This window comes from Roseobacter cerasinus (genome assembly GCF_009811755.1).
Classification (GTDB): domain Bacteria; phylum Pseudomonadota; class Alphaproteobacteria; order Rhodobacterales; family Rhodobacteraceae; genus Roseobacter; species Roseobacter cerasinus.
In genome coordinates, this window is record NZ_BLIV01000006.1 from 119979 (window position 1) to 132022 (window position 12044).

Annotated in this window: 15 protein-coding genes; 9 read left to right on the top strand and 6 right to left on the bottom strand. The window is 62.4% G+C overall.

What is annotated here, in order from left to right:
- The first annotated feature begins 249 nt into the window (after positions 1–249).
- From ihfB to So717_RS15655, 6 genes are all read left to right on the top strand, one after another.
- The gene (gene ihfB, locus So717_RS15630) at positions 250–534 is read left to right on the top strand and encodes an integration host factor subunit beta (protein WP_159978979.1); all 285 of its coding nucleotides are present in this window, start codon (positions 250–252) and stop codon (positions 532–534) included.
- Positions 534–884: a lipopolysaccharide assembly protein LapA domain-containing protein gene (locus tag So717_RS15635; protein ID WP_159978981.1), complete on the top strand. Its 351-nt coding sequence runs from the start codon at positions 534–536 to the stop codon at positions 882–884. Before ihfB ends, So717_RS15635 begins: the two co-directional genes overlap by 1 nt.
- A gap of 41 nt (positions 885–925) precedes the next feature.
- Complete coding sequence (locus So717_RS15640; RefSeq protein WP_159978983.1) at positions 926–1570, top strand: phosphoribosylanthranilate isomerase; 645 nt, start codon at positions 926–928, stop codon at positions 1568–1570.
- Entirely contained in the window at positions 1567–2016 is a 450-nt protein-coding gene (locus So717_RS15645) for a GNAT family N-acetyltransferase (RefSeq protein WP_159978985.1), read from the top strand. Before So717_RS15640 ends, So717_RS15645 begins: the two co-directional genes overlap by 4 nt.
- Before the next feature lie 14 nt (positions 2017–2030).
- Entirely contained in the window at positions 2031–3263 is a 1233-nt protein-coding gene (gene trpB / locus So717_RS15650; protein ID WP_159978987.1) for a tryptophan synthase subunit beta, read from the top strand.
- Between the two features lie 166 nt (positions 3264–3429).
- Positions 3430–3747, top strand: coding sequence for a bactofilin family protein (locus So717_RS15655; protein ID WP_159978989.1), 318 nt, complete (start codon positions 3430–3432; stop codon positions 3745–3747).
- A 290-nt stretch (positions 3748–4037) separates the two neighbouring features.
- On the opposite strand, the gene So717_RS15660 is transcribed toward So717_RS15655, so the two are convergent.
- From So717_RS15660 to So717_RS15675, 4 genes are all read right to left on the bottom strand, one after another.
- The gene (locus So717_RS15660) at positions 4038–4412 is read right to left on the bottom strand and encodes a DUF2237 family protein (protein ID WP_159978991.1); all 375 of its coding nucleotides are present in this window, start codon (positions 4410–4412) and stop codon (positions 4038–4040) included.
- A gap of 75 nt (positions 4413–4487) precedes the next feature.
- On the bottom strand, positions 4488–5534 hold the full coding sequence (locus So717_RS15665) for a DUF2332 domain-containing protein (protein ID WP_159978993.1): 1047 nt from the start codon (positions 5532–5534) through the stop codon (positions 4488–4490).
- Positions 5531–6208: an aminoacyl-tRNA hydrolase gene (pth, locus tag So717_RS15670; RefSeq protein WP_159978995.1), complete on the bottom strand. Its 678-nt coding sequence runs from the start codon at positions 6206–6208 to the stop codon at positions 5531–5533. Before pth ends, So717_RS15665 begins: the two co-directional genes overlap by 4 nt.
- Before the next feature lie 104 nt (positions 6209–6312).
- Complete coding sequence (locus tag So717_RS15675; protein ID WP_159978997.1) at positions 6313–6966, bottom strand: 50S ribosomal protein L25/general stress protein Ctc; 654 nt, start codon at positions 6964–6966, stop codon at positions 6313–6315.
- A 171-nt stretch (positions 6967–7137) separates the two neighbouring features.
- Here So717_RS15675 and So717_RS15680 point away from each other — a divergent pair, with 171 nt between their 5' ends.
- A complete protein-coding gene (locus tag So717_RS15680) occupies positions 7138–8301 on the top strand; it encodes an MFS transporter (protein ID WP_159978999.1) in 1164 nt (387 codons plus the stop codon).
- A gap of 139 nt (positions 8302–8440) precedes the next feature.
- Here So717_RS15680 and So717_RS15685 read toward each other — a convergent pair whose 3' ends face one another.
- On the bottom strand, positions 8441–9607 hold the full coding sequence (locus So717_RS15685; protein WP_159979001.1) for an alpha-hydroxy acid oxidase: 1167 nt from the start codon (positions 9605–9607) through the stop codon (positions 8441–8443).
- A gap of 111 nt (positions 9608–9718) precedes the next feature.
- Positions 9719–10510 (bottom strand): tryptophan synthase subunit alpha, encoded by a 792-nt coding sequence (gene trpA, locus So717_RS15690; protein WP_159979003.1) that lies wholly within the window; start codon positions 10508–10510, stop codon positions 9719–9721.
- A 144-nt stretch (positions 10511–10654) separates the two neighbouring features.
- Between trpA and So717_RS15695 the strand changes: the two genes are divergently transcribed.
- The gene (locus tag So717_RS15695; RefSeq protein WP_159979005.1) at positions 10655–10858 is read left to right on the top strand and encodes a hypothetical protein; all 204 of its coding nucleotides are present in this window, start codon (positions 10655–10657) and stop codon (positions 10856–10858) included.
- Positions 10859–10905: 47 nt separating this feature from the next.
- Positions 10906–12003 carry a redox-regulated ATPase YchF gene (ychF, locus tag So717_RS15700; RefSeq protein ID WP_159979007.1) on the top strand — a complete coding sequence of 366 codons (1098 nt, stop codon included), beginning with the start codon at positions 10906–10908 and terminating at the stop codon, positions 12001–12003.
- The last annotated feature ends 41 nt before the right edge of the window (positions 12004–12044 follow it).

Consider the following 12044-nt stretch of genomic DNA (forward strand, 5'->3'; position numbering starts at 1 on the left):
GCACCGCGCGAGCGGGACGGGGCTAACGCCCGAATCATCGCCCCCACGCTGCGTCGCGGCACCGGCGCTGAGGCTGGCATGAAACAGCATCATTTCCGGGATCGCGCGAAAAAGCGCCAGAATACAGGGCCTTCGGCGGCAAAAAAGTTCACCCGCAGCCACAGGCTCACTTTCCGTGAGGGCGGTTTGTTTCTATAGTTCCTGAAATAGACGCAGCAAATGCGCCAAACACCAACAAGGGATGCTGTCATGATCCGGTCCGAGCTGATCCAGAAGATCGCCGATGAGAACCCCCATCTATATCAGCGCGACGTTGAGCGGATTGTGAACACGATTTTCGAAGAGGTCACGGGAGCCATGGCGCGCGGCGACCGGGTGGAGCTGCGCGGCTTTGGCGCGTTTTCGGTCAAAAAACGTGACGCCCGAGTGGGCCGCAATCCCCGCACCGGTGAGACGGTGCATGTGGAGGAAAAGCACGTGCCTTTCTTCAAGACCGGCAAACTGCTCCGTGATCGGCTGAACGGAAAGGCCTGATGCGCTATATTCGATACGCTTGTATTGCCCTGTTTGGCATTGCCCTGATCGCGGTGGCCATTGCCAATCGCGGCCTTGTGTCGCTGCAGCTGATCCCGTCGGAAGTGGCGGGCTGGTTCTCGGTGAACCCGCAGATTGAGCTGCCGCTGTTTCTGGTGATCTTCGGCGGCATTGTCGTGGGTCTTCTGGTGGGCTTTGTCTGGGAATGGGTGCGCGAGCATGGCCAGCGCGCCGACGCCGCGCGGCAAGCGCGCGAGATGCGCCGATTGGAGCGCGAGATCGCCAAGCTCAAGGACGAAAAGCACGCGGGCAAAGACGAAGTGCTTGCCCTGCTGGACGAGGCCAGTTGAGCCGTCTTGTGTCTGACTGCGTTGCGTGATCAAACGCGGCCATGGCTGAGAAGACTTCCGTAAAAATATGCGGGCTGAGGACCGTTGAAGAGGTCGCCGCAGTGGCGGCGGCGGGCGCGTCCTACTGCGGCTTCACCTTCTTTGAAAAATCTCCGCGCGCGGTTGATCTGACCACGGCGCGCGATTTGGCACTTGGGGCGCCTGTGGGCCTGGCCAAGGTGGCGCTGACGGTGAATGCGGATGACGCGTTTCTCGATGCGCTGACCGCACAGGTGCCGCTGGACATGCTGCAATTGCACGGGGCGGAAAGCCCGGCGCGTGTGGCCGAGGTCAAGGCGCGCTATGGCTTGCCGGTGATGAAAGCGGTCGGTGTGGCGGAGGCGTCTGATCTCGCAGCGCTAGAGAGCTATTTCCCGGTGGCCGATCAAATCCTCGTCGATGCTAAACCGCCAAAAGGCGGGGAGCTGCCCGGTGGCAACGGGCTGACCTTCGACTGGCGTCTGATCGCGGGTCGCCGTTGGCCGGTGCCGTGGATGCTGGCGGGCGGGCTCACACCCGACAATGTGGCCGAGGCCATTGCCATGACTGGTGCAAGGCAGGTCGACGTGGCCTCTGGTGTCGAGCGCGCACCCGGCGTCAAAGACCTGGCACGTGTGCAGAGCTTCGTGACATCCGCGCAAGGATGAGCGTTACGTTCCGCCCCGCGACCCGCGACGACGTGGCTGACGTTGTTGCGCTGCTGCAAGATGATGCGCTGGGAGCCACGCGGGAAGGGCTGGACCTGGCGGACTACCAACTCGCCTTTGACCGGATGTGCGCCGAAGCGGGCAATCACCTGCTGGTTGGTGTGCTGGCAGGTCGGATCATCGCAACCTACCAGATCAGCTTTATCTCTGGTCTGTCCTTGCGTGCGGCGCGGCGCGCCCAGATCGAAAGCGTGCGCGTGGCGAGAGATCTGCGCGGGCACGGGATCGGGCGCTTGATGATCGAGGATGCGGTCGCCCGGGCCAAAGCCGCCGGCTGCAGCCTTATCCAGCTGACCATGAACAAAAGTCGCACCGACAGTGCCCGTTTCTATCAGGCGCTTGGCTTTACCCCTTCGCACATCGGGTATAAACGCAGTCTGATCTGACAGGAGTGCGCGGGATGGCAAACGATCTTTTCAATTCCTTCATGACCGGCCCGGATGAAAACGGCAGGTTTGGTGATTTTGGCGGGCGCTTTGTCTCCGAGACCCTGATGCCACTCATCCTTGAGCTGGAAGCGCAATATGAGAAAGCCAAGACTGACGACAGCTTCTGGGCCGAGATGAACCATCTCTGGACCCATTATGTCGGCCGCCCCAGCCCGCTATATCTGGCCGAGCGGCTGACCGAGCATCTGGGCGGCGCCAAGGTCTACATGAAGCGCGACGAACTGAACCACACTGGCGCGCATAAGATCAACAATGTGTTGGGCCAGATCATCCTCGCCCGCCGCATGGGTAAGACCCGGATCATCGCCGAGACCGGTGCAGGCCAGCACGGCGTGGCCACCGCCACTGTCTGCGCCAAGTTCGGGCTGAAATGCGTGGTCTACATGGGCGCGCATGACGTGCAGCGTCAGGCCCCCAACGTGTTCCGCATGCGCCTCTTGGGCGCCGAGGTGGTGCCGGTGACCTCCGGGCGCGGCACGCTGAAGGACGCGATGAACGACGCGCTGCGCGATTGGGTCACCAACGTGCGCGACACCTTCTACTGCATCGGCACGGTCGCAGGCCCGCACCCGTATCCGGCCATGGTGCGTGATTTCCAGTCAATCATCGGCAAGGAAGTCCGCGAGCAGATGACAGCCGCCGAAGGCCGTTTGCCGGATACGGTCATTGCCGCGATTGGCGGTGGGTCGAACGCCATGGGCCTCTTCTACCCGTTCCTTGACGACAAGGAGGTCGGCATCATTGGCGTCGAAGCGGGTGGCAAGGGTGTGAATGCCAAGATGGAGCATTGCGCTTCGCTCACCGGCGGGCGCCCCGGGGTGCTGCACGGCAACCGCACGTATCTGTTGCAGGATGACGACGGGCAGATCCTCGAAGGCTTCTCGATCTCGGCTGGTCTCGACTATCCAGGGATCGGGCCGGAACACGCCTGGCTGCATGACATCGGACGCGCGGAGTATGTGGCAATCACCGACAAAGAGGCGCTGGAGGCCTTCCAGCTCTGCTGCGAGCTCGAAGGTATCATTCCAGCGCTGGAGCCTTCCCACGCGCTGGCCCATGTGATGAAGATCGCGCCGGATCTGCCATCCGATCACATCCTCTGCATGAACATGTGCGGGCGGGGCGACAAGGACATCTTCACTGTCGCCAAAGCGCTTGGCTTCGAGATGGGTGAGTTCGCCTGACGGCATCCTCGACCTCATGAAAGACGCCCGTCTGCTGAGCGCCTGATGGCAGCGTCAGACAAAAGGCGATCCTTTGCCAAGCGGCGTGCGCGTCAACAGGAAGAGGTGTTCAAACGCCCCGGACCCCTCTACGGTCAGACAACATTCGGCTGAGAAGGGTTTTGATGTGGCGGATTCCGTGATCGAAGAAGACTTGACCATCGAGGGCAATGTTGTCTCCAAGAAAGGCAACGTCGAGGTCAAGGGCAAGGTGGTGGGCGATGTCTCTGCTGACCGCCTGACCGTGCAACAAAGCGGGTCCATCGATGGGTCGCTGACAGCCAAGACGATCTCTATCGAAGGGCGCCACAAAGGCAGCCTGAAGTGCGATGATCTGAAGTTTGCTGCGTCCTCGCATGTTCAGGCGGATGTCACGGCGCAGACAATGACAACCGAAAGCGGCGCCAAGGTGATCGGCAAGGTAAATATCACCGGCGGCGCTTAAGACATCCGGCTTTCAACCCGAGACATCGGACAGCAATGCAAAAGTGCCGGTACGAGGGGGCGGCGCGACAATGTGCCTGCTGCGCGGGGTGGGTGTGTCTCAGGGCCTATTTACGACACACCCCGCATGTCGACGTTGTCCAAAGAACAGCTTCTGATTTCGGCCCGGCAAGGCAGAACCACCCTGTTTCGTGACATCGGCAAATGCGCGTGGTGACATTTCGCCGACAGTTTCATCACGCGCGGATGACGACATGCGCCGCCGGTCGGGCAGGGGGGTGTGCCTGGCCGTCAGGCTGGCAAGGCGTGTTCGGTCAGCACTTCTAGTGGGACGATATCAAGCGCGCGCTTGTGGGTCGCGGCCAGATGCACCTTGGGCGCGCAGCCCTCGTCATGAGCCTGCAGAAACCGGCCCGCACAGAGGCACCAGCTGTCTCCGGCTTTCAGGCCCTGAAATCCGAATTCAGGGCGCGGTGTGCTAAGATCGTTGCCTACGTATTTGGAATAGGCTAGGAACTCATCCGTCATCACGGCGCAGACCGTATGACTGCCCTGATCGGCGGCGCAGGTGTTGCACTGCCCGTCGCGGAAGAACCCGGTAATTGGATCAGTGCCGCAGACCGCCAGCGGCTCATTCAAAACATTGACGCTTTTGTCTTTCTCCATGCCGCCCTCCTTACGTTGCTCGCCAATTCATGATCTAGCGGGTTTGGCCTGATTTGCCACGTGGTCGATGCAGGCTCACGCCGCTTGCGCGCCGGACCAGCGGATCCAGCGACCGTGGAAGTCGGCCCGGCCGAGGGGCAGGGTCAGATCACCCGGCCAGAGGCGCAGTGTCAGGGCTGCGCCGATGCCGCCGGTGGTGTCGCCGTCGCTTTCCATGGACATCCAGGCGAGCGGGCGGTCAGGGGTGGTTCGCGCGCCCGCCGTCTCGATCAATTCCTTGCCCCGCGCCTGCACCTCCGCTGGAAAATATTGCCAGGCCACCGAGTGTTGAATGAGGTGCAGATGCCCTGCGGGGGCCGCCCCCAGCCGGTCGGCCAGCCAGTCAATCGCATCACCGCGATGCAAGGGCGCATCCATGACCGCCGCCGCCGCACGGGTCAGGGCCATCCGTTCCGGCTGGTCCGGCCAAAGATAGGCGGTCATGCGCAGCAGATCCTGAGGGTCGGCCGGGTCAAGCGGGTTCAGATCAGCGCCCGCGCGGTCCGTCACATGTGGCAGATGGCGCGGCGGCATTGGCCCTTCCCACGTGGGCGTCAGCATCAGTACAGGGGCGTCTGCTGTCAGTGCTCCCCCCGGCAACGACAGCGCGTAGCGGTCCCACATCAGGTTTAACCCACCGCTGGCGCCCAATTCTGACAGAAAGATCGGCAGATCAAAGTGTTCGGTCGCCACGGCGGCTCCGGCCATGAGCGCGGCAGAGCGGCGGACCTCGTTGGTCTGCGGCGGGCTCTCGATCCAGTCAAGCAGGAAGCTCTCGTGAACTACGAAGGCCGCGAGCGCGCCCGCCAACAGATCCGCGTCGGTGCGCTTTTCCGGAGGGTAGAGCGCTGCAAGCGCTGGAGCGCGCTCACTCAGCACCAGCGCGTGCAGCCCCCCCGCCACGCGCAGCGGCAGCGAATGCCCCGCTGGGCCGACGTCCCCCTCGAACTGTGCCAGCCGATGCGCCAGTGCGCCGTCTTCCGGCCAGTGGTCGGCCAGCAACCCCAGCAATTGCCCCATGAAATGCGAGCCCATGGTGGCGCAGCTGATGGATTGGTGGCGAAAGGCCTCCTGCAGCGTCATTTGAATTTCTCCATCAGCCGCTGCAGGGGAGAGCGTGTGTCAGGTTCCGGTTCCGGCACAGGGGCCGCTTGTGTCTTGGGCCCCTTCTTCCCGGTGCCCGAGCGCGGTGGGTTTACGCGCAAAGCCACCGCATTCGCGAATTTCGCCGCATCACCTGCCGCCAGATAGGGCGCGCCGTCGCTGACCCCGCGCAGCACATCATCAAGCCAATCCTCATCCGCTTTGGGGAAATCGCGCAGCACATAGCCCGGCACCGCGTCCTTATGGCCGGGGTGGCCAACCCCCAGACGCACCCGCGCATAGTCCGGCCCGATGTGGGCATGTACCGACCGCAACCCGTTGTGGCCCGCGTGGCCACCGCCCATCTTATGTTTCACCTTGCCGGGCGCGAGGTCGATCTCGTCATGCAGCACAACCACGTCAGCAGGCTCCAGCTTGTAAAACCGCATCGCTGCCTGCACCGACTGGCCGGAGTTGTTCATGAAGGTCTCGGGCTTCAGCAAGACCGCCCGGTCCGATCCGAAGCGTCCCTCGCTCAGGCTGCCCTGGTGCTTGCCTTTCCACGGGGCGAACCCGTGGTCCGCAGCGATCTGGTCGAGCGCCATAAAGCCGATGTTGTGCCGGTTCTTGGCGTATTTCGCGCCGGGATTGCCCAAGCCCACAATCAGTTTCATGGCGATGCTCCTTGATATTGCACTGCAGCATATCAAAGCGGTGCCCCAAACGAAATACGGGGCCGCAAAGGGCCCCGCATCGCACATCCTGAAAGGGATATCTCTTAGTCTTCAGTGGCCTCTGCGTCTGCCTCTGGTGTCTCTTCGGCATCAGCGCCATCTTCATCCTCATCATCAGAGGAGGCGAGACCCGCCGGGGCAGAGATCTGAGCGATCACGAAGTCACGGTCGATGGTCGGCTTGGCGCCCTCGGGCAGTTTGACCGAGGAGATGGTCACATTGTCGCCAATCTCCAGCTCCGACACGTCGATGGTGATGTGATCGGGGATATCGCCCGCCGTCACGATCAGTTCCACCTCGGGGCGGATCAGCGTCAGCACGCCGCCCTTCTTCAGGCCGGGCGAGACGTCTTCGCCGTCCACTTCCACAGCGATGAAGAGGTTGATCTTGGTGGTCCGGCGCAGGCGCATGAAGTCGATATGCGTGGGCAGGTCCTTGACCACGTGGCGCTGCACATCGCGGCAGATCACGCGCACATCGTCGTGGCCCTCCACCTTCATGTTGAAGAGGGTTGACTTGAACCGCCCTTCCTTCAGCTTCTTGAACAGCACGTTGAACGGAATGTTGATCGGCAGCGGGTCAACGTCGCCACCAAAAACGATCCCAGGAACCATGCCGTCGCGGCGGGCCTGACGAGCGGCGCCCTTGCCTGTCCCCGTCCGTTCCTGAGCCACAAGATCCGGAATTTCTCCAGCCATCTTAAGTCTCCAATATGTCTAAGGCGGGGCTCCTCCAAGGCTGTAGCCCCACGTGAAGCCGCGCGTATAGACCGGTTTGGCGAGCATGAAAAGAGGTTTTTCGCAGATACGGTCTTGCGCGCCTGCATGGCCCGTGTCACCGCTGGCGCAAGCGTTTGATGAGGCTTACCCATGCGTCTGATAAGTGACCTCTGGCTTTCCCGAAAATCCCTTGCAGGCTTCGTCATCGTTGGCGTGGCCTGGTCGAGCTATTTTGCCCAGATGCCAGCGATCAAGGCGGCAATTGGGGCCTCCGACGGGGTTTACGGTGCGGTCATGCTGCTTGCCTCATTGGGCGCTTTGGCGGCCATTTGGCTGGCTCCCTTGACCCACCGGCTTGCGGGGCGTTGGGCTTTGCCCTTCGGTGGGGTTGTCATGTCGCTCGGCATGTTGGGGGCAGGGCTGTCGGCAGAAATCATTGCCTTTGGCATCGCGATGACCGTGGCGTCGATAGGGGCAGGAGTGACGGATGTGCTGGCCAATGTGCGCGTGTCGGAGATTGAGTCGCGCAGCGGACGGCACCTGATGAACCTCAACCACGCCATGTTTTCCTTCACCTATGCGGGCTGCGCGCTGGCGACTGGCTTCATGCGCGAGGCGGGCTGGTCGCCCGCTCAGGTCTTTGCCGTCTTGGTCGTGCTCTCGTTGGTTGCAGGCTGGGTCATGCTGGAAAGCAGGACGCGGGCCCTGCCGGAAGAGGACACAACCCCCGACGCGCCGTTGCCGCACTTGCTGGTCTGGGGGATTGGGGTTCTGGTTCTGATTGCCTTCCTGACCGAAGCGGCGGCTGAAGGCTGGTCTGCGCTGCATCTGGAGCGTACGCTGGGCGGTGGCCCGGCCGAAGGCGCGCTGGGGCCAGCGCTGCTGGGGCTCAGCATGGGGATCGGGCGGCTGTCGGGACACTTTTTGTCAGACCGGTTGCCGACGCTGCCCTTCATCACTGTGGCGTCCGTTGTCGCGGCTGGCGGGCTGCTGCTTGTGGGCGCGGCGCCCACGCTGATGATGGCGTATCTGGGCTTCGCGCTCACCGGGCTGGGTATCTCTGTTGTGGCGCCCTTGGCGCTGGCGCTGATCGGGCGGATCGTGCCGCCAAAGGCGCGTTTGGCTGCGATCAGCCGCGCCTCTGCCCTGGGGTATGGCGCGTTTTTCATCAGCCCGCCGCTGATGGGTTTCACGTCCGAAGCTTTGGGTTTGCGGGCAGGGTTCTGGGTGGTGAGCGTGCTGCTGGTGCTCTGCGTTGCTGCTCTCGTGCCGGTGCTGGCTGCCCGCATAGCTGCGCGGCCTCAGACGTTTTGAAGCAACGTCCTTCTTTGTTCTGAAAGTCACGACATTCACGCAGCAGCGCCATTCCGAGCAGGCGGAACGGCGCGGCGCAACAGTGACTGTTGCGCGGGGGCTATGATCGAAGTGGGCGTGAGCCGAGCGGGAACGTGACCTACGCCTGCCAACGCCCCTCAAAATCCTGGGGGATCAGCAGGTTGTGCCGCCCCAGGTCACCCACTTTGGTCTCACCGCACAGCGCCATGGTCGTGTCCAGCTCCTTGTGGATCACCTCCAGGGCGCGGGTCACGCCCTGCTGGCCCATCGCGCCCAGACCATAGATGAAGGCGCGCCCGATGTAGGTGCCTTTGGCCCCCATCGCGAGCGCCTTCAGCACGTCCTGACCGGAGCGGATGCCGCCATCCATATGCACCTCGATCTGATCACCGACCGCCTCCAGAATAGACGGCAGCGCGCGGATCGAGCTGAGCGCGCCATCCAGCTGCCGCCCGCCATGGTTGCTCACGACGATCGCATCGGCCCCCACCTTCAGCGCCATCTTGGCGTCTTCAGCGTCAAGAATGCCCTTCAGGATCACCTTGCCGCCCCATTCCTCCTTGATCTGGGCAATCTTGGCCCAATCCAGCGTCGGATCGAAACTCTCTGCGGCCCAGACGCTCAGCGAGCTGGGGTCCGAGATGCCCTGCACATGCCCCACGATGTTCCCGAACTCGCGGCGCTTGGCGCTCATCATCTCGATGCCCCAGGCCCATTTCGTTGCCAGATTGGCCATGGTCTTCAGCGTCAGCTTTGGCGGTGTCGACAGCCCGTTCTTGATGTCCTTGTGCCGCTGCCCGAGGATCTGGAGATCCAGCGTGATCACCAGCGCGGAACACTTCGCATCCTTCGCGCGCTGGATCAGACGGCTGATGTAGTCGGTGTCCTTCATCATGTAGAGCTGGAACCAGAAGGGTTTCGACGTGAAACCCGCCACGTCCTCGATGGAGTTGATGGACATGGTGGAGAGCGTAAAGGGCACGCCGAACTTCTCTGCGGCCCGCGCGGCCTTCATCTCGCCATCGGCGTGCTGCATGCCTGTGATGCCGACGGGGGCGAGAGCCACGGGCATGGAGACATCCTCACCGATCATCTGACCTGCCGTGCTGCGCCCGGTCATATCCACCGCCACGCGCTGCCGCAGGCGGATCTTTTCGAAATCAGAGGTGTTCTCGCGGAAAGTCTGCTCTGTCCAGCTGCCGGATTCCGCGTAGTCAAAGAACATCCGGGGCACGCGCCGTTCGTGCAGGCGCTTGAGGTCCTGAATATTGGTGATGATTGGCATGGCTCCCCCAGTATTGGTCAGTTTTGGTTACCAATTCCCAGGGCGGAGATCAATTGCAGAAACGGTCGGAGTATGCTCCGGCTGACTGCGCAATAGGGAGGCTCGGGGCGTTCAGGCCTGATGCGCCCCGTCCGAAAGGGTTTTCACGAAGGCCAGCACATCCGCAACCGGCTCGCCCGCGCCGATCTTGCTCACGATGGCGGAGCCGATGACCACGCCGTCTGCCACCTCGGCAATCGCGCGGGATTTCTCAGGGGTGTTCACGCCGAAGCCCACGATGACCGGCAGATCGGTGGCCGCCTTGATCCGCGCGACCTCGGGGCCCACGTCGCTTGCCTGCGCTTCGGCGGCACCCGTGATGCCGGTGATCGAGACATAGTAGACAAAGCCGGAGGTGTTTTGCAGCACGCGGGGCAGACGCTTGTCATCGGTCGTGGGCGTGGCCAACCGGATGAAGTTCAGCCCGGCGGCCTGGGCGGGGATGCACAGCTCGCTGTCTTCCTCAGGGGGCAGGTCCACCACGATCAACCCGTCGATGCCAGCCGCCTTGGCATCCTGCAAGAACCGGTCCACACCCCGGCTGTAGATGGGATTGTAATAGCCCATCATAACAATCGGCGTGCTCTGATCGTCCTCGCGGAAGCGGCGCGCCAGTTCCAGCGTGCGTTCCAGCGTCATGCCGCCTTCCAGCGCGCGTTGCCCGGCAAGCTGGATTGTGGGGCCATCGGCCATCGGGTCGGTGAAGGGTAGGCCCAGCTCGATCACGTCCACACCCGCGCCGGGCAGGCCCTTGACCACCTCCAGCGAGGTGTCGAAATCCGGGTCACCCGCCATCACATAGGCCACAAAGGCTTTCTTCCCGGCCTGCGCCAGTTCTGCGAATTTTGCGTCGATGCGGCTCATACCCCGGCCCCTTGTTGTCCTTGCCCGCCCCGCAATGCCGAAAAGAGCGGCGGAAATCAATGCGGCAATGACCGGTGCGCAAGGGGGAAAGAAAGTTTTCCCTTCCCTCTCAATCCGCGCGTGTGGCCTCCTATATCGAAAGGCATGAATTATCTTCTCGCCATCCTGCTTCCGCCCTTGTCGATTCTGCTGACCGGCCGCCCGATCATCGCCATTCTGGTGTTTCTCATCTGGATCCCGGCGTTGATCTTTTCGGGCGGGCTGACGCATCCGATGTTCATCCTGCTGGCCTGGGCGCTGATCTTCCACGCGCGCGAAGACCGCCGCCAGCGCGGGGACTTGTCTTGACCCGTGAGAGGCCCTAGGACAGCGTCAATTCAGGAAAGGACGCTGACATGGGTTTCAAGATGGGCATCGTGGGTCTGCCGAATGTGGGCAAATCCACCCTTTTCAACGCGCTGACCCGCACGGCGGCGGCACAGGCGGCGAATTTTCCTTTCTGCACCATTGAGCCCAATGTGGGTGAGGTCGCTGTACCCGATGCGCGGCTGGACAAGCTGGCGGGCATTGCGAACTCCAAGCAGATCATCCCGACCCGCATGACTTTTGTGGACATTGCCGGGCTGGTGAAGGGCGCATCGAAGGGCGAGGGCTTGGGCAACCAGTTCCTCGCCAATATCCGTGAGGTCGATGCCATCGCCCATGTGCTGCGGTGTTTCGAGGATGGGGATGTGACCCATGTGGAAGGTCGTGTGGACCCGGTGGCCGATGCCGAGACCATTGAGACCGAGTTGATGCTGGCTGATATTGAGAGCATCGAGAAGCGTTTGCAGAACATCGTCCGCAAGGTGCGTGGCGGTGACAAGGAAGCGGTGCAGCAGGAGCGGCTGATGAAGGCGGCGCTGGCGGCCCTGGAAGAGGGCAAGCCTGCCCGTGTCGTCGAGGTGGACGAGGAAGACGCCAAGGCCTGGACCATGTTGCAACTGCTCACCACCAAGCCGGTGCTTTATGTCTGCAACGTCGGCGAGGCTGAGGCAGCAGAGGGCAATGCGCACTCCGCCAAGGTGGCCGAGATGGCCGCGGCGCAGGGCAACGCACATGTGATTATCTCCGCCCAGATCGAAGAAGAGATCAGCCAGCTGGAAGATGACGAAGCGGCAATGTTCCTTGAGGAAATGGGCTTGGCTGAGGCCGGGCTCGACCGGTTGATCCGCGCAGGTTATGACTTGCTACATCTTGAGACCTATTTCACCGTTGGCCCAAAAGAGGCGCGTGCTTGGACCATTCGTACGGGGACCTCTGCGCCCAAGGCTGCTGGCGTGATCCACGGGGATTTTGAGAAAGGCTTCATCCGCGCGGAGACCATCGCTTATGATGATTTCGTGGCTCTGGGTGGCGAGCAGGCGGCCAAGGAAGCGGGCAAGATGCGCGCCGAAGGCAAATCCTACGTCGTCAAGGATGGCGACGTGTTGCACTTTCTCTTCAACACCTGAGCGGTCCGGAGAGGGAAGGCCGGCCCAAGGCCCGGCCAACC